Origin of the sequence: Candidatus Synechococcus calcipolaris G9 (genome assembly GCF_029582805.1) — a bacterium.
Lineage (GTDB): Bacteria > Cyanobacteriota > Cyanobacteriia > Thermosynechococcales > Thermosynechococcaceae > Synechococcus_F > Synechococcus_F calcipolaris.
Window position 1 is genome coordinate 55,549 of the sequence record NZ_JAKKUT010000008.1, and the last position, 18,382, is coordinate 73,930.

Below are 18,382 nucleotides of genomic sequence, written 5' to 3' on the forward strand. Positions count from 1 at the left end.
TCCATATATCTTAAAGGTTTCAGCGATCCAGTTTCGATCTAGCTGATTTAGAATGAGGCATTGGAACACTGAACCCATCAGGGTTTGATGCCCTTTGCAAATCATCAATGTCACGGGTTGTCACTTAAATAATGTCTTATTGGAGTAAATTCCATGAATAAAGCGGAATTAGTGGATGCGGTATTTGGGCGCGCCCATAATGGCCATAATGTCACCAAAAAACAAGTTGAGGCAGTTATCTCAGCCACGGTTGAGGAAATTATGGATGCCGTTGCTAGCGGCCAGAAAGTTACCCTAGTGGGCTTTGGGGCCTTTGAACCTCGGGAACGGAAAGCACGGGAAGGTCGCAATCCTAAGACCCGTGAAAAGATGCAAATTCCAGCCACAACCGTACCTGCCTTCTCTGCGGGTAAGCTGTTTAAGGAAAAAGTGTCTCCTCCGGCTCCCCCCGAACCTGTTGCCAAGAAGAAAAAATAACGCAGGGTAATGTGCGGCCCCACCATGGCGGGAATTTGGAATGGGCCGCCACCATTGCCCACTGTGCCACCACGGATATTCTAGATTTTTCCGCCAGTATTAATCCCCTAGGACCGCCATCGGAGGTAATTTCCGCCCTAGAAGCGGCTCTGGGGCAATTGGGTCACTACCCCGATCCCCTCTGTACCCATTTACGCCACATTCTCAGTCAAATCCATCACCTGGATCCCCCTTGGATTTTGGTGGGTAATGGTTCGGCGGAACTACTCACTTGGGCGGCACGGGAGTTGGGGGAACGGGAACAGGTGTGGTTGGTGACACCCGCCTTTAGTGACTATGGACGAGCTTTGGCAGCGTTTGGGGCTAGGGTCTCTAGGTATCCTCTCATCAATTCCTCAGGACAGTTTCAGCCCGATCTACAGCCCTTAGTTAGGCGGCTGCGATCGCCCTTAGGTGTCATTCTCAATAGTCCCCATAATCCTACGGGCCACCTCTGGTCACGGTCTGATCTGATTCCTTTTTTAGACTCTGGGGCATTAGTGGTGGTGGATGAGGCCTTTATGGACTTTTTGCCCCCCGAGCGGGATCAGACTCTCATTTCCCTGGTGGAGGAATATCCCAATTTAATGATTCTGAGATCGCTGACCAAGTTCTATGCCCTAGCGGGGTTACGAATTGGCTATGTCCTCACCCACCCCGATCGCCTTGCTCGATGGCAGGCCTGGCGGGATCCCTGGGCCGTGAATAGTCTGGCCCTAGTGGCTGGCGTTAGATCTCTCGGCGATCGCCGATTTCAGGAGCAAACTTGGGCCTGGTTAGGATCCGCCCGTGATCATCTATTTGCTGGACTTTCTGCCCATGGGGCCCTCACCCCCTGGCCCAGTGCGGCTAATTTTATTTTAGTGGAAAGTTCGATATCCACCAGTCAACTACAGCGGGACTTACTCACCCACCACCGGATTTTGATTCGAGATTGTTTAAGTTTTCCGGAACTGGGCGATCTCTACTTTCGCGTGGCGGTGCGTTCTAGGGCAGAAAATGAACGATTACTGGCAGCCCTTGACGACCTGCTGTTGTAGTTCCGTGAGCATGGCCTGGCGCAGATCTTGGGTTAAACCAGACACGATATAGAGCATGGCTTCCCGATAGAGGCGTTGGGCGGTGTGATTCAGGTTTAGGGCCGATCCTCCTGTTACCACAATGGCGGCTTGGGCCGATCGCACCGCTAAGCTAATGGCTTGGGCCCGTAGTTGGCAGTGATAATCGAGATTGATGTTGCCCAGTTCTGTGATCACAGCGGCTCTACAGTCTTGCCATAGGGGGTATAGGGTTCGATAAATTTCGCCGCCAAAGGGAGATGAGTCGAGGAGTGTCAGACTGGCTCGAGTACAACCCAAGGCGGGGGCAGCCCCCATCAGAACCTGTTGCTGATCCTTATCTTCCAGCCAATCTGGGGCGAGGAGGCAAACCACTTCTTCTTCGGGAATAAACCACGCCTCAATTTCCGCCTCTACGGTTTGGGTGGAACTCACTACGCCGAGGGAGAGGGGTAAGCTAAGGTGGAGAATGCCGCCCCCCGCCTGTTGGGCATTGAGCAAGGGCAGCAGGCCAAAAAGAATATCGGCTTCCGGTAAACGGGCGGCCACAACCATATATTGAAAATGTTCAAACCCCGTGATCCAATGAATTTCTCCAGAGATCAGGTAGCCACCGCTGACGGGGGTTGCTTGTAGGAGGGGCTGTTCTTTCCGTAAATGGGAGAACCCGACCCCCATGAGGGTGGTTCCCTGGGCCATGGCCGCTAGATAGGTTTGACGCAGTAAGGTATTGGTACTGTTAAGGATCAATCCTAGGGCTGCTTGATGTTGGAGTTGCACAAAGCTCAGGGCACCAGAATACTGGGCCAGGCGTTCCTGTATTTGCCAATAGTGGCGTAGATCACAGTTGTAACCTCCCCATTCCTGGGGCAGCCGTAGTCGAAATAGGTTCTGCTGACCTAGGGCTTGAATTCCTTGATTGAGGAGATGGGCTTGGTAATCTAAGCGATTGGCTTGGGGGGCTACCACCTGGTCTAGATAGGTTTCAAATTGGGCGATCGCCGTGGCCATGGATGGCAACCCAGGGATAGGTTGCTCGCCACTCTCACTCTCATTATCTTGGTTAGGGCGAATTTGGGTCATAGGGTCTGGGCAACCAATTAGTAGGGTAAGGTGGCACGGGGATTGTAGGTTTCGATCTGGCGTAGCTGACGGTAAAGGTTTTCTTCCTCGTCACTCAGTTCTGGGGGAAGGGTGAGGGTAATTTCCACAAGCTGATCGCCGCGATCGCCCTCGTCCGTAGGATAGCCTTTGCCCGCCAATCGGAGGCGTTGTCCCGGGCGCACACCCGCCGGAATCGACATTTTCACCCAGCCATCTAAGGTGGGAGCTTCCACTTGTCCCCCTAGCACCGCTTCACTGGCCGTGACGGGCAAGGTACAGACGACATCAAAGCCTTCTAGACGGAAAATGGCATGGGGTAACACATCAATCTTTAGATAGAGATCACCGCCGCCGCTGCCTTGGCCCCGCAACCGAATCCGCTGGCCGGTCATCATGCCTGGGGGCAGGGACACTTCCAGGGAACGGCCATCCCCAAGGCGAATTCGCTCCCGTCCGCCCTGATAGGCCCGTTCTAGGGGAACTTCCAAGGAAGCCTCGGCATCTCGTCGCCCCGATCGGGCTGTATAGGTGGTTTTGGTGACACCAGGGCGAAAACTATCGGTTTCATAATTTGTTACCCGCCGCGAACTGGTTTGGGTGGTAGCCCGCGATCGCCGCCCCAGGAGTTGATCCAAGAAATCCTGGAAGTTATCGTAGTCCCCCACCTCCAGGTTATCGGCAACGGCCGTACCATTGCGCCCCCCTTGATGGCTAGATTGACGCACTGTGGATCGATTCCGAAATCCGGGCTGGGACCAATGCTCACCGTAGCGATCGTAGGAGTCCCGTCGGTTGGGGTCACTTAAAACCTGGTAGGCTTCGCTAATATCTTTGAACTTTTCTTCCGCCGCGCGATCGCCAGGATTCATGTCTGGATGATACCGCCGCGCCAAACGTCGATAGGCTCGCTTTATATCTTCACTACTGGCGCCCCGATCGACCCCTAATAGCTGGTAGTAATCACGAAAGTTTTGCATGGATTGTCTTTATGTCCTTAGCCGTCATCTACCAGTCATCATCATCCCAGTCATCCCAGACCGCCGGTTCACTGGTACGGCCATTACTGCGCCGCCGAGTCCCCTTGGGTTGGTCCCAAAGATCATCCTCTTGACCGCCTCCCCGACCCCGTACCACATTTAATCCCTTGGAGACCGCCTGGGAAAGGTTTGGTATTTTGAATAGATCATCTTCATCATCGTACTCTTCTTCACTTTGTTGGACAAAACGGGCAAATTCATAGAGGCTTTCTTCTAGGGCGGCATAGGTGAGATCAATTTGGCGATCGTCATCATTCCGCACGCTCTCCTGTAGCTCTCGCACCAATTTTTCCACTTGACGCCGTTGATCCGTGCCAAACTGATAACCAAACTGCTGGGCAGCATCCCGTAACTGTCGCTCGGATTTATTGATCAAGTCCTGGCTACGATTGCGCTTTTCAATGCGATCCCGACGCTGGCGATCGCTATCGGCAAAACTTTCCGCCTCCTGTAGCATCTGCTGAATTTCGTCTTCAGATAGGGTTGATGCGCCCTGAATTACAATACTTTGCTCCCGACCACTAAAGCGATCTAGGGCAACGACCTGTAATAGGCCATTGGCATCTAGATCAAAGGAGACTTGAATTTGGGGAATCCCTCGCGGCGCAGGCGGAATACCCGTGAGCTTAAATCGCCCTAGGGATTTATTATGCTCAGCCATCTCCCGTTCCCCTTGGAGAACATGGATTTCCACTTGACTTTGATTATTTTCGGACGTAGAAAAAATATCCGATCGCCGCACCGGAATGGTGGTATTGCGGGGAATTAAAACCTTGCTCACCCCACCAATGGTTTCCACGCCCAAGGATAGGGGGGTGACATCCAGGAGCAGCACATCCTTCATCTCCCCTGCTAAAATACCCGCTTGAATGGCTGCCCCTACCCCCACCACTTCATCGGCATTCACGTTTTGGTTGGGTTCCCGATCCACTAGTTGGCGTACCAGGTTTTGGACCATGGGCATGCGGGTGGCTCCCCCCACGAGGACAACGGCATCAATTTCACTGGGCCGTAGCTGGGCATCCCGCAGGGCCATCTCCACGGGATGTTGCAATCGATCCAGGAGGGCTTGACTGAGTCCTTCAAATTGACTGCGGCTGAGGGTGGTTTCAATGTGTTTTGGCCCCTCGGCGGTGGCGGTGACAAAGGGCAAATCAATATTGGTTTCCAGTAAACCAGAGAGTTCAATTTTGGCTTTTTCCGCAGCATCCGTCAGCCGCTGCAAGGATTGGCGATCGCGGCGGAGATCAATCCCCTCTGCTGTCAAAAAATTTTCCGCTAACCAATCCACAATCAACTTATCAAAATCATTTCCCCCCAACTGGGTATCCCCACTGGTGGCCTTCACCTCAAAGACTCCGTCCCCCACCTCTAGGAGGGACACATCAAAGGTTCCTCCCCCCAAATCAAAGACGAGCACCGTTTGCTCCTGCTGGCGATCGAGACCGTAGGCCAGGGCCGCCGCCGTGGGTTCATTGATGATCCGCTGAACATTGAGTCCGGCTATTCGCCCCGCATCTCGGGTAGCTTGGCGCTGGGAATCATTAAAGTAGGCCGGTACGGTAATGACGGCATCGGTGACCGGTTCCCCCAAATAACGACTGGCATCGTCCACCAGTTTGCGTAAGACCATGGCCGAAATTTCTTCCGGGGCAAATTCTTTTTGTAACCGGGGGCATTTAAGGCGAATATTGCCATTTTCATCCCGTCGCAGGGTATAGGGAACCCGTTTCGAGTCCTCATTCAGTTCAGCATACTGGCGGCCAATAAAACGCTTCACCCCATAAAATGTATTTTGGGGATTGAGAACAGTTTGCCGCCGTGCTAATTGACCGACGAGCCGCTCCCCCTCCTTGGCAAAGGCAACCACCGAAGGGGTTGTGCGTGAACCTTCTGCATTGGCAATGACAATCGGTTTGCCGCCTTCTAAAACAGCCACAACGGAGTTTGTTGTTCCTAAATCAATGCCGACAATTTTGCCCATGCAGTCTAAAGTACCCCGCACCGTATAGAGAATGAATAGGGTTATGGTAACGGATTATTTACCCATTGTTGCGCTTCTTTAATCTTAAAGTATTCGGCTCAGAAATCCGATCTAGAGCATCCCATCCCTAGGGGGACAGTTGAGTCCTGAACATTAAACCCTCTCTAGGAGAACAAATAAACTGGGTTCGAGGCGAGCTAACAGCTTTTGTACGGCTGTTTCAACCTCTTGCCGCGGTTGGGTTTCCATGGTCAAGGGATCCAAAGGAGCTAACTGTTGCCAGCGATCGCACAGATCTGAAAACATTTGCGGGCCATCAAACAGAGGCAAGAGGGCGGCTAGGGCCTGGGCATCCGCGTAAACCGGACTATTGGAGGACACACTAAAAAATACCCCCAGATCCACAATCAGGCGATCGCCCAGGTGACTGAGCCATTTTTCTTTAACTTTTTCTGAGCGTAATTGGGGATGGAAATGCACCCGTATGTCCTGCCAATCGGCATCACTCCAGTCCTCTATGGGGGTGAATTCCGGTAAATCCTGGGGATGCCCACACCAAAAATCCAGCAGTCGGTGAACCGGGTGGAACAGTTCATAGAGTTGCAATTGCACAGAATCGGGGACATCTGCCAAACTCATGGCCAAGAACGAGGGCAAATTTTTCTGATCCGTGAACAGATCCACAAAACTCCAGTGTCGCCAGTTCACCATGGTGATAAAGTCGAGGGCGGCGGCATCTAAGTAATCAAAAACATCCGCCATCGTACTGCCCTTATCCCCCACCAGCAAATGATTCGCTAGGAGTAATTCTGCCGAGTTTTCCTCGTTATAGGCCAGTCGCCAGGTGCGTTTTTTCAGGTCTACCCCATCCTTGAGGGCCGTCATAATCTCTTTAACGATGTCCATTTCCATTTCTTCGGGGTTGCCATCCATTAGCCCCATCATTTGAAACACCTGCTGGGCCCGGAAAAAGGCTTCCCGCTGCATCTGGCTGTGGAGATTCGTGCGAATTATACCCTCTGGCTCTAAAACGGATTTCATCGCCTCTAGGCCCTTCACCGCATCGGGGAGCAGGTATAGCACCTCATCGCAGTTGATATAATCAAAGGTCAGACCGAGTTCCGGCAAGTCATAGATAGAGAGGGTATAGAATTTCGCATTATCAAATTTATGGAATTTTAGCCGTTCCTCTGCCAACTTAACGGAGGCTTCGGAAATATCAATGCCAATGATTTCCGCCTCTGGATTCGCCTCTGCCAACAGAAGACCCTTGTAGCCACTGCCACAGCCCGCATCCAATATCCGTTTACCCTGGGTATTCACGACCTTCTGATAGCGAAGATAGTAGGGAGTGACGAGGTTATGGAAGAATAGCTGGTTATTATCTTCCTTTGGGGTCTTCTCAACGGGAATCCGCGGATAGGGGCCAAAGTCAAACTGCTTTCTAATGCGCTCTAACTCTTCCGATTCGGGGCTACTCATGGCAGGGACTCCCAGAGGTAAACAGCCCTAGAATAGCAGGAACAGCCCGCTTGGGCTAAATTATTCAGAATAATTCAGAGAACTAGACCAGGGAATTAGGCCCAGAGAACTAAACAGAGCCTAGATCAGAGAGGGAAGTTAGGTTGGCCCCATCGTGATCCTGAGCATAGCCCTGAAAGGCCTGAATTAAACGGGCAATGGCTTCACCATCCTCACAGCTACTCGCAGGGGTGGCGGCAATGGTCTCCCGTCCGGGAAAGCTGGCTTGGGTTCCGCTTAATTGCTCAATCAGGGTGGCTAATTCTGGAATGGCACTGACTTGGGCCGCATTGATATTTGTCTTGCGAACCTGTAATTCTTCCGGGGCTGTGTCCGTAGGAACTTCTGGCAGGGGTTGAAGGTAACTAATTTGCTCCGATAGGTAGTAAATGGGCTGCAGGTCTGCGATGGGAAACTGGCCATAGCCCTGGGCATCGGGGGGATATTTTTGCCAGTGTTCAATGAGGGTGCGGCGATCGCTAAATCCTAGCAATGCGGCCCGGCGATCGCTGCGGTCTAGGTGAACGGCAACGGCCAAATCCGCATTCACGACCCCCAGAAAGGTGGGGCAATGAATTTTTAGCTGATCAGGGTCATCTTCGACTGGATAAAACGAAAGCTGAATCCCCTCAACATTGAGATCGGCAACATCCACTAATTCCAACACATCAGCCCGTTCGCACCAGGTCGTACTCAGGGATAGTTCCGCCGCAGGTTCATAGCCCTCATCCCACAATTCATCGGATTCATCAGGCTCGGCATTATTTATGGACAACCCGGGCTGGGCAAAGCGAGGTGCTCCCTCGGATTCCCACCACGTCAAAAAGCTATACAAGGACAACAGATAGGGTAAGGCTTGCCGCTGACGGTGGGGACTACAGTGCTGTAATACCTGAAGGGCAGCATCTAGCTCAAGCCGGCCGATGGGAACAATTGGGGCGAAGGGAAACGTCATAGGGTTCATAATCCAAACCAATGATTCGAGGGTTATTTGGGCCAGGCCTAGGGGAGGTAGTAGATACTATTGTGACTACACCAATCCGAAAGTCTGGCTTCTATTTGTTCGTCAATTTGCTTGGCTGAGTACACGCCCCGCGCATATTCCGGGTGGATGTCCCGCCGAGCTTGCCGCCGTTGGTGCGGACTGGGGATATTTTGAGTCTCATACCATCGCTTCATCCATTCAGGAATCTGTTGATCCTTGAAGAATCTACGATAGAGCCAGAGGCGATATTCACGACCGAGACATCGAGAGATCGTGGGCTGGCTGACAAAGAGTTCCCGGGCAATTTCCGCCTGGGTGCGTCGCTTTTCACACCAGTCTCGAACCCAGGTGGGGGTTTCCGGATCATTGAGAAATTCCACAATACATTCAAGACCCTGACTACCCGGATTGGGCAGGGTGCGAGCATCGGGGTAATTATCGATCCATTCCTGATTACTATCGGTAGAGGTAATATTGAGCGATCGGGTGGACTGCACATAGCGGCCCAAAATTCGCCGCACCTGTTGATGAATTTCGCGGGTGTACTCAATCGTCCAACCCAAGAGTTGGGCAATCTGCTGCCGTAGGCGAGTGGTGGAGGCGCGAATGCGGGGATCCGTAATCTCGGATTGGACAATCTGGATCAGGGACAGGCAGGCATCCATATCCAGTTCTTCCTGGACATTGCTTTGGGCTACGGCATACCGTTCTCGGAAGACATGAACCGCCCGATTGTCATAGAACAGGAGTTCATCGGCTTCCCGTTTCAGTAACTTCCGTTTTTCGTCCGCGAGTTTGTTATTGACAACGGTGCGTACCCAGGCCTCAAAGGTGGGGCGGCCATGTCCCGTGGCACTAAAGGGCTTGAGGGGGTCAAAGGACTTCATGGCTTCCCAGAGCCAGCCCGTGAGATTACTCTGGCACAGATCCGGATCCGGGGCCCCTAAACAAACACTGCGGAGCAGATCTCGGTATTCTTGGCGGAAACGGGGACTGAGGAGTACGGCGGCCCCCAATTGCTGCCGCAGACATTGGATAAAGTAGGCGAGAAAACATTCTGCCTCGGTCAGGGTGGGGGGTGTGGATTTACTGGCTAGAGGAGGGCGGCTAAAGGCGAGAACTAATTGCTTTAGGGGAATATTGTAGTGGCCCCGATTAAAGCGATCGTACTCTTCCCGAATTACGGTCATGGGGATTTGCAGGAGTCGCTGCACGGTTTTATTGAGGGCTTGCTGTTGCAGTTGGCTCCGGGTCATCCCCTCCAAACAACGGGGAAATAGACGAAAGTAGGCTTCCACCAGTCGCTGTAGGTAGCCGCCGCGTTGCTGCCCGTCCGTACTATCGATAGGTCGCTCTAGAATAACTCGGAGGGATTTGACGAGTTCTTGATGGGCATTGACGGATCGCTCCTTGGGCGATCGCTCACTTCCTAAATGACGAGAACGGGCCGCTTGCAGGAGTTGCGGCAGTTGCTCAACGTGAATGTCAGGACTGCGGGTAGGAAGGCTCATCCGAAGGGGGGACTCTAAATGATGGTGATTATGGTAACTTTTTTACCTAGTCTAAGGGCATGGTGGACTGTGACGGTAGGGTACATGTCAAGATTCGGATAAATTTTGGATTCTAAACCTGAATTTAGCTCTATTCGTTTGATCGAGTTGGTATACAGAATACCCCCCTGGGTCTAATTTGGTCTAATCTTGGCCTAACTTCGTCACAGCATTGATCCCTTGGACTTGGATTGATGATTTGGGATTGATGACTTGGGTTTTATTATGGCGAGGGACGGCCAAGTTACGATATACCGTAAATAGCGGCCCACCGAACCACGGATCAATACGGATCAATATTGTCCTATGCTATACACCCTCTCTCAACCGGCCCATACCTTCTTGAACACCTATGTTCTAATTGGCTTTACGGTGACAGGTTTATCATTGTTACGCTCCGTTGTAAAACACCAGTACAGCGGCCCTCTGAAAATTTTTTGGGAACAAATTCAGCATCTTCGCCAAGATTTACAGGCAAAGGCTGAGCGGATTCATGGTCTCAAGGATTTAGTCTATCGATCTAACCAGGAACGGGATAGATACCGACTGGAAGCGGTTCAACTCCGGGAACAACTGGAGCAACTGACCTTGGCCCATCAAGATTTGGGCGATCGCCACCAGGACTTAGGGCAACAGGCCCAAGAACAACTGGCGCAAATCCAACAGGTCGAAGCGTTTTGCCATGATCTCAAGGCCCAACTGGAGCGGGCCACTATCGAGAATGAACAATTGCGCCAGACCTGCCAGGAGCAGGTCCAGGAACTAGAGGCACTTCATATTCAACGGGAGCAACTCACCGCTGACTATCAGGAGCAGCTTCGCCAGCAGACTGAAGCTCTAGAAATTGAACGGCAGCAATTGCAGGCCCACTACGAGGAGCAAGCCCTCGCCCAGAATGAAAAGGAGCGTCAACTAGCCCAGGCCGACCAAGCATTAAGCCTTGAACGGGAACAGTTCCAGAAAAGTCTAGGGGAACGGGAGGAAACGATCGCCCATTTGCGCCAGGATATCGATCGTCTGACGGTGGTGAATCGCACCAAGGAACGAGCGGTCTACCAGTTGGGGATCTATCAACGTTGGCTAGGGAGTCTCACCACCCTGATGACCTCGGTAGTTTTAATCTATGCCGGTGGGCCTTGGAGTCCTCTACGCACTGTCTGGGAAAGTATTTATCCCCATTTGCCTTTTCTTCACTAGTGGATAATTAATGGATAGATGCCATTTTTCCGGCGTATCTTTAGCTGAAGAAACATCCAATAACCTCTGAACTCAACCTCAGGGGTTATTTTTTTGGGTACCTGGATCAAATCCAGGATCGCAGCCACATTCGTCGGTAAAACTGATCGGGGGTAAGGGGCAGGCCCAGGTAAATGGGGAGCCAAAAGATAAAGCTAGCCAGGATCAGTCCGATTCCGAGGATAACTAATCCCTTTTGCCAGGGGCGATCGCCCTGCCAAGACCGATCCATGAGCCAGGCCAGGGCCATAAAGCTATACAGGGCCGCAGGCATGTAGTGGTAGAGAAAAACACAGCGGCCCACAATCATCCAAGGGAAAAAATTTGCGCCATAGTTGCCCCAGATAAAAAGGGGGATGATCAGGCGTTCCGGTTCCCGGTGGCGATGCCAAAGTTGCCGGAGGCCAAAAAGGGCAAGGATGCCTAGGGCAACGGTAGATAGCCAGATTAATGCGGGATTAAAGAGGGCATGGACATCATAGACCCAGACCGTAGCGGATGCAGGTAACGGGGGGCCAAATCCGGGAATGGGATCCTCTAGGGTCAGGGCCCGCTGATAAAAATAGCCTACGGAGCGGAGCATTAGGGGCCAGCTATACCATGGGGAGCAATAGGGATGGGCTGTATCGGTGATACTGCGATGGTAGCCAAGGATTTGCTCATGCACTTGCCAGAAACTGGTTCCCGGATTTTGGAGCAGATGGGGCCACCACCAGAGGCCATACACTCCCAGAGCGATCGCCGGTAACACCAGACCGATTTCCCAGCCCCGCCAGGCACCTAAATTGCCGAAGTTAGGGTTAGGATGATTAGGATAACTAGGACAAGGCTTCTGGTGCGCCTCCCTAGGAACTGGCGGTAGCCATCGCTTCAGCAGCCGACTGGCGATCCAAATCCCATAAATCCCTAACAGATAGCCCAACCCATTCCATTTGACGGCGACACAGCAGCCGAGGGCGATCGCCCCAACCATTAATCCCAATCTTCGCCTCACCCCTTGGGGATGTCCCGGATCCGTCCCTTTCGGCCCTAGCCCCCACAAAAGGGCAGCCTGGGCTAGGAGTCCAAAGAAAACAAGATAGATATTAATCAGGGCATAGCGAGACTCCACTAGGACCAGGCCATCTAGGGAGAACAGCAGGGCCGTTAAAAAAGCAAAGCGATACCGTCCGGTCAAGCCATAGGCGATCGCCGCCCCCAGGAGGGGGATCAATGAGCCAATCACCGCATTCATCCAGCGGTACCCCCAGGGATCAAACTGACCGGATAGGGCAATGCCTAGGGCAATGAAATACTTCCCTAGGGGGGGGTGGGCATCAAAAAAAGGATAGCTTGCTAAGTAATGGCGGCCAAAGCGAGCAAAGTAAACCTCGTCAAAGACAAGGGTATGGAACCGCGTCAGCCCCCAAAAACGAGTGGCTAGGGCAAACAGCCAAACGCCGCCTAACCCCAACCACCAGAACGGGGCCCGTTGATGTCCCCAGGGCATTCCCTAGGTGGCTCCCTGAAGTTCTGCCGTGCGTACCCCCACCTGTCGGGTTTGCTCCCCACGCCGTAGTTTGATCTGCAACAGTTGGCCGACGCGACTGCCATCAACAAGCCGTTGTAACTGATCCGCCGAGGTGATGGGGGTACCATCTACGGCGGTAATCACATCCCCCCAGCGGAGTCCAGCCTTAGCCGCGGGTGTATTGGCTAACACCTGAACCACTAAGACCCCATCCACTTCCGGCAGGAGAATGGGGGAATTGGGATTTTGATTATTTTCCTGGGCCATGGCCGGCGTTAGGGTGGTCATCTGTACCCCTAAATAGGCATGACTAATTTTCTCGCCGCGAATTAACCGATCTTGGAGTGTTTTGGCTTTATTAATGGGAATGGCAAACCCAATCCCCATGGCATCGGCCCGAATGGCTGTGTTGATGCCAATCACTTCCCCAGCTTGGTTGAGGAGGGGACCACCGGAGTTGCCGGGATTGATGGCGGCATCGGTTTGAATAAATTCCAGGCGTTTATCGGGGATGCCCACTTGGGCGCTGGAGCGGTGCAGGGTGCTAACAATTCCCAGGGTAACGGTATTATCCAAGCCGAGGGGATTCCCAACGGCGATCGCCCAATCACCTACCTGAACTGAACTGGAATCCCCCAAACTAGCCGCGGGTAAGTCTGCCGTTGCTCCCTTCAGTTGGACGATCGCCAAATCTGAGACCTCATCCACGCCGCGCACTTCGCCCTGGAAAACCCGCCCATCCTTGAGGGTAACCGTGACGGTATCGGCGGCACTGACCACATGGGCGTTGGTCATAATAATGCCGGAGGCATCAATAATAAACCCAGACCCCTGGCCCCGTTGGTGATCTTCCTGGGGCATGGGACTCAATCCGGGAAAAAATTGACGAAAGAAGGGATCATTGAGCATGGGATCCGGCGATCTCACAATGGTGCGTTCCGTATCAATTCGTACCACCGCCGCTCCCACCTTCTCGACGGCCTGGGCAATAAAACTATGGCCATTGGCATCCATTAACTCCGTTGCAGCCGCCGGCCATGACCAGTTGATGACGACTAAGCTCAAAACGAAAACCCAACCCAGAAGGCGAGAAAAATGACGATAAAACCGCTGCATTGGGGCAAAATCCTCCAGTAATCTCTACGGAATATATTCTTTCCATTTTAGGGGGTTGTTTTATCTCCTAGGATAGATGGAGATTGGGGAACGATCCCTTAGGATCAAGGGCTTGGGGAGGCATCCTTTGCGTTTAATTTTGATCCGCCACGGCGAAGCCCAGGGAAATGGTGAGGGGCAAATGCTCGGTCATAGGGATGTTGCCCTGACGGATCGGGGCCACAACCAGGCGATCGCCCTAGGGGAATACTTGGGCCAAAGAACGCCCCCAAATTACATCTATACCAGTCCTCTCCAACGGTGTCGGCAGACTGCCGAAGGACTTAGTAAGCAACTATCCCTAGCCCCAGAGATACGGATTGCCCCCGACCTGATTGAACTGGATCAGGGGATTTTTACGGGACTCACCTGGCCTGAAGCCAAAAACCAATATCCCGATTTCTGCCATCGCCTAGAAACCCAATCGGAGTTAGAAAGTATTCCCGGAGCAGAATCTTTAGAGCAGGGGATCAGGCGTACCCAAGAATTTTGGCAGAACATTTTTGCCACCCATACCCCCCTGGATTGCCTGTGGCTGATTAGCCATGGCGGTATCCTCCAATGCTTGATTTCAACCCTTTTGGGGTGCGATCGCCTCTGGGGCATCTCCATTCCACCGGGGGCCTGGTTTGATATTTCTGTAGAGCTTGATCAAGATCAATTCCATAGCATCAGCCACCGCCATAACCCAATGGCGCAGCGAATTCATCGTTTTAATGCCAGCCTACCGTCCTAATTTATTTGGAATTCCTTCACATCCCCCTGGAATGGTTTCTCGAGTTTTGTTTCCGCCCCAGGCACAGCAATAGTAGCGTTGCTCATCCGAGAGATTTTTGACATTGGTCAAATTAGCATCTTCAATCACCACACCGGTTTGGGCCCCCGTCCGATAATTGGGCGGATTTAGGCGATCGCGGGGCGTGGCATGGTCAATTTCGCCATGGAAAAAACGGGTGCGGCTTAGATCAGACTCGCTCAGATCTGCCCCTTGGAGAATGGTGCCACAGAGGTTAGCTCGCATCAGATTACAGTTGGTCAGTTGGGCTCCGGAAAGATTGGCCTCACTCAAGTCCGTCCAGCGCAGATCCGTACCGCTCAGATCGCAGCCCACGAGCATACTACCGAGGTTAATCACCCGTACCCCGTATTCAATATCCTCTTCGTAGCCCCCTAAGCCATCAAAAATCGGCCGCCCCAAGCGACGATCCCGCTTTAGGGGAGCCAACAACTTCGCACTGGAGAGAAAACGAATAATCTTTGCTCGGCCTTCCGCATCCAGTCCCCCTAAAATAGCCGCGGTGCGTCCCTCGGCGATCGCCCGTTCCTGGGGCCAGTCCTCCAAGAGGCCTTGATCATCCAAAATTAAATCCGCAACCCCCTGGAAATAGCTATCAATGGTCTGTTGCTGGGTAATACGGTTTTGCTGGGTTGTCAGTTCCTTGGAAATAACGTACTGTTGCCAGGCCACATAGGCCGCGAGTAGAGCCACCAAAATTTGCCCCAGGGCACCAAATCCTTCCGCCAAGGCCCCCACCGCATCCCAGTTTGTTCCCTGGAAGCGCATCCGTAGCCAGCCCATGGCCCCACTCATGCCCACCAATGCCACCAAGGACAGGGCAACCCCAAAAATGGCAAAAATGAGGCGGCGTTGGGATTCCGATAGATCGCCGTAAAACCAACTCGTCATTCCCCGCCAAAGAATGGGCAGACTCAAGGAGAGAAGAACCGCTGCTGCTAAAACACCAACGAGGTCAAAATCAATCACCCAGGCAATGATCAGGGCAATGGTGGCGATAGTAATAACACCGACCCGTGCAGACTGCCATAGACTTCGCCAACGGTTGCGTATCAACGGCACTTTGGGATATGCCGATAAACGAGGCTGATCGTCTCCCATAGCTCTATCCCTTGTCCCTCAATGGTTTGGCGTCATCATCATAGTACAGACACCCCCAGATTGATAGGCATTTCCGGAAAGACTCCCTAAATTCATCGACACCTAGGACAATTAGTGAAAGTGTCACAGGTAGATTTGACGGAACTTCCCCCTTCTGGGTGACTGTTGCCAAGGTAACAATATTAAAAGAATCTATAGTTCCTTGAGATATTCACGAATTTACTTATTACCGGTCTTAGCTATTTAAGTGTTTTTGCGGAAGGGCGATGATTTCTCAAGCTCTGACTGTTAAAGGCATTGAAGTTTAATCTCTTCAATAGAAATATTTATTTTTCTATGGATGCACCTTTATTTCTTTGGTTCTCCGTGGCGATCGGGTTTGCCAAAGGCTTGTCATTCGTCCACAGATTAGGTAAAGTCACCTAGAAGTTTGATGTTGCCCCAACTGCCCTTTGCATAAGCACGTAAGTATGACAGTTCTATTCAGTAGGCAACAAAAAGCTTCATCCCTTGGGTTAAATTGGTTTGAACTGTTCCTGTTGACCGTTTTGTCTAAGTTTTGTCTGATGTGTTGTTTAGTCGAATCACTTTAGATAGTGTGTGCGAGGAGGTTTACATTGAGCGACCAAACCCTTTACTCCCCTAATCCAACCCCACCGGAGCATATAATTTCTAATTCTCTTAGTCGTCGGATCCGCCAGGTTTGTTCCTATCTGCCTCTCATAACGGCGACGACTGGTTTGACGGCGGCCATCACCCCTGGTGTCTATGCCCTTGATTCATTGCTGTTGGTTCATCCCCCTACAAGCTCATCTGAAAGCCTCAGTAGGTTAAATCAGGATCCTATCCGTCCCTTAGGTTCGTCCTCCACCTCTGATCTTGATGGCAACTCGCAAGAGAGTCTTTCCGCCACAATCAACGAAAATATTCTTGCCGATATTATTCAAGGCTCTCTCAAAAAAGCAATTCTACCGGAGTCTAAACTCCCTCTCACAACAGGCTCCCTTACATCCAGTCCTGTTCTCTCGGCCTATCCGCAGTTAGCATCTTCTAGTCAGATTTCATCTCCTTCCTTTAAGGTGATTGATCGTCGCCAAGCCGGAACCGATGATCTGGCAACCCTGGTGACTAAATCAACCACGGCAGTGCTGGCGGCCCTTCCCACAGGAGATATGTCCTTAGGGATGGGGGGAACCTGGGAAGAAACCTCTGGGATGCAGCCGGTGGATATATCCCTAGAGGAATCGACTCCTGCTACGGCAACTGATCTTTCTCCAGCAGCGGCGGATCTACTGGCCATTGCCCCGGAAGAGCCGGTAGAGGATACTTCTTCCGCAATTGCCTATGCTCCTCAACAGTCTGACCCCAATTCCCGGGTGCAGTTCACGGGCAGTCGTCGCGGCGTTCCGGTGCCCTTTGGCCGCAGCTATCAACGCCAGAATCACCAATCTCGGCCCGTGTCAACCCGTACCGCTGCTACCTCTATTCCTGCCAATTCAATTCCAACAACGCCGGTCGTCAGCCCTCGCCCCAGTACTGTTACCGTTAGTCCGGTTACACCTCGTCCTAATCCTGCTCCGGCGACTGCCCCGGCTATTCCCCAACCCATGGCTGCCCCTGTTCCCGTTAAGGTGGCACGTCAAGTAATTTCGCCCCAATTACCCGATCTAGACTTGCCCCCGCTTCCTGCCTCTGATCGCTATTTACCCAGTCCCATTACGAATCAGTTTGTTTGGCCTGCCCAGGGTGTGTTTACCTCTGGCTTCGGCCCACGCTGGGGGCGGATTCACCGGGGCATTGATATAGCCGGGCCCGTGGGCACACCCGTGGTTGCCGCAGCTTCTGGGGTTGTGACATTTTCTGGCTGGAATTCCGGTGGTTTTGGTAACCTAGTGGAAATTCGCCATACAGACGGAACCCTCACCCTCTATGCCCACAATCATCGGAATATTGTCCGTCAAGGTCAATATGTTCAGCAGGGAGAGCAAATTGCCCTGATGGGTAGCACGGGTCGGAGTACGGGGCCCCACGTCCACTTTGAAATCCATCCCCAGGGGCGGGGCGCGGTGAATCCGATGAATTTCCTCCGCCGCTCTCAAGGCTAATAGCTCCTGGCAAATCGGGAGTCTGTAACGAGGAATCTAAATCTAGGAATCCTGAGTAGTACCTGTGCTTAGGGAGGTTGACTTAACCAAGCGATCGCCTCCCGAAGCCAGTCCTCAGGATTCTTGCTTTTGCTGAGGGTGGTATGTTCACCTAGGGCCATTAGAGCCTGTTGAATTTCTGTATCGGTATAGCCCAGGGCCCCTAGGGTCAGTTCTACGTCTTCTTGAATATCAGGGGTGGGGGTTGCCGGCGGCCGAGTGATCAGACCCGTGTCCTGTCGCCATTGGGCTAGTTTTGTTTTCAGTTCTAGGGCAATGCGCTCGGCGGTTTTTGTACCTACCCCAGGGGTGCGACTTAAGGTACGGGTATTACCGCTAATAATGGCCTGAACTAATTCCTGTAGGCCCAGGGCATCTAGAAGGGCAAGGGCGAGTTGGGCCCCTACCCCGTTGACGCTAATGAGTCGCTGAAATAGATCCCGCTCCGCCCGAGAGAGAAACCCATAGAGGAGAAGTTGATCCTCCCGCATTTGTAGATGGGTAAAGAGTTGAACCGTCTCCCCTGATTCGGGTAATTCCTTGAGTAAACGACTAGTGACCACTAGGCCATAGCCCACACCATTAACTTCTAGATCAATTAGGGCCCGATTGGCGTGGGTTTTGTGAATGCCGGTGATCTGGCCTTTAAGGTAAGTAACCATGGGATCTCATTACAGGGCGATCG

The 18,382-nt window shown here is 52.4% G+C and carries 15 protein-coding genes; 5 read left to right on the plus strand and 10 right to left on the minus strand.

What is annotated here, in order from left to right; translation table 11 throughout:
* The first annotated feature begins 153 nt into the window (after positions 1–153).
* Positions 154–477 (plus strand): HU family DNA-binding protein, encoded by a 324-nt coding sequence (locus tag L3556_RS14615; RefSeq protein ID WP_277868076.1) that lies wholly within the window; start codon positions 154–156, stop codon positions 475–477.
* Positions 478–488: 11 nt separating this feature from the next.
* A complete protein-coding gene (gene cobD, locus L3556_RS14620) occupies positions 489–1,556 on the plus strand; it encodes a threonine-phosphate decarboxylase CobD (RefSeq protein WP_277868077.1) in 1,068 nt (355 codons plus the stop codon).
* On the opposite strand, the gene L3556_RS14625 is transcribed toward cobD, so the two are convergent.
* The 6 genes from L3556_RS14625 to L3556_RS14650 form a co-directional block, all read right to left on the minus strand.
* A complete protein-coding gene (locus L3556_RS14625; protein ID WP_277868078.1) occupies positions 1,524–2,657 on the minus strand; it encodes an acyl-CoA dehydrogenase family protein in 1,134 nt (377 codons plus the stop codon). The genes cobD and L3556_RS14625 overlap by 33 nt on opposite strands.
* Positions 2,658–2,674: 17 nt before the next feature.
* Positions 2,675–3,655 (minus strand): J domain-containing protein, encoded by a 981-nt coding sequence (locus L3556_RS14630; protein ID WP_277868079.1) that lies wholly within the window; start codon positions 3,653–3,655, stop codon positions 2,675–2,677.
* A 28-nt stretch (positions 3,656–3,683) separates the two neighbouring features.
* Positions 3,684–5,699: a molecular chaperone DnaK gene (dnaK, locus tag L3556_RS14635; protein WP_277868080.1), complete on the minus strand. Its 2,016-nt coding sequence runs from the start codon at positions 5,697–5,699 to the stop codon at positions 3,684–3,686.
* 153 nt (positions 5,700–5,852) lie between these two features.
* On the minus strand, positions 5,853–7,181 hold the full coding sequence (locus tag L3556_RS14640; RefSeq protein ID WP_277868081.1) for a class I SAM-dependent methyltransferase: 1,329 nt from the start codon (positions 7,179–7,181) through the stop codon (positions 5,853–5,855).
* Positions 7,182–7,290: 109 nt separating this feature from the next.
* Positions 7,291–8,175, minus strand: a complete 885-nt coding sequence (locus L3556_RS14645) for a hypothetical protein (protein ID WP_277868082.1) — start codon at positions 8,173–8,175, stop codon at positions 7,291–7,293.
* 47 nt (positions 8,176–8,222) lie between these two features.
* A complete protein-coding gene (locus L3556_RS14650; RefSeq protein ID WP_277868083.1) occupies positions 8,223–9,716 on the minus strand; it encodes a hypothetical protein in 1,494 nt (497 codons plus the stop codon).
* 345 nt (positions 9,717–10,061) lie between these two features.
* Here L3556_RS14650 and L3556_RS14655 point away from each other — a divergent pair, with 345 nt between their 5' ends.
* Complete coding sequence (locus tag L3556_RS14655) at positions 10,062–10,952, plus strand: coiled-coil domain-containing protein (RefSeq protein WP_277868084.1); 891 nt, start codon at positions 10,062–10,064, stop codon at positions 10,950–10,952.
* A gap of 106 nt (positions 10,953–11,058) precedes the next feature.
* Here the strand turns inward: L3556_RS14655 and L3556_RS14660 are convergent, their stop codons facing one another.
* Complete coding sequence (locus L3556_RS14660) at positions 11,059–12,480, minus strand: dolichyl-phosphate-mannose--protein mannosyltransferase (protein WP_277868085.1); 1,422 nt, start codon at positions 12,478–12,480, stop codon at positions 11,059–11,061.
* Between the two features lie 3 nt (positions 12,481–12,483).
* Complete coding sequence (locus L3556_RS14665) at positions 12,484–13,617, minus strand: HhoA/HhoB/HtrA family serine endopeptidase (RefSeq protein WP_338405761.1); 1,134 nt, start codon at positions 13,615–13,617, stop codon at positions 12,484–12,486.
* A gap of 127 nt (positions 13,618–13,744) precedes the next feature.
* Here L3556_RS14665 and L3556_RS14670 point away from each other — a divergent pair, with 127 nt between their 5' ends.
* Entirely contained in the window at positions 13,745–14,392 is a 648-nt protein-coding gene (locus tag L3556_RS14670) for a histidine phosphatase family protein (protein ID WP_277868086.1), read from the plus strand.
* Here L3556_RS14670 and L3556_RS14675 read toward each other — a convergent pair.
* On the minus strand, positions 14,381–15,514 hold the full coding sequence (locus L3556_RS14675) for a pentapeptide repeat-containing protein (protein WP_277868087.1): 1,134 nt from the start codon (positions 15,512–15,514) through the stop codon (positions 14,381–14,383). The two genes, L3556_RS14670 and L3556_RS14675, sit on opposite strands and share 12 nt — an antisense overlap.
* A 656-nt stretch (positions 15,515–16,170) precedes the next feature.
* Between L3556_RS14675 and L3556_RS16235 the strand changes: the two genes are divergently transcribed.
* Positions 16,171–17,658, plus strand: coding sequence for a M23 family metallopeptidase (locus L3556_RS16235; protein WP_338405762.1), 1,488 nt, complete (start codon positions 16,171–16,173; stop codon positions 17,656–17,658).
* A gap of 68 nt (positions 17,659–17,726) precedes the next feature.
* Here L3556_RS16235 and ruvA read toward each other — a convergent pair whose 3' ends face one another.
* The gene (ruvA, locus tag L3556_RS14685) at positions 17,727–18,359 is read right to left on the minus strand and encodes a Holliday junction branch migration protein RuvA (RefSeq protein WP_277868088.1); all 633 of its coding nucleotides are present in this window, start codon (positions 18,357–18,359) and stop codon (positions 17,727–17,729) included.
* Positions 18,360–18,382 lie beyond the last annotated feature (23 nt).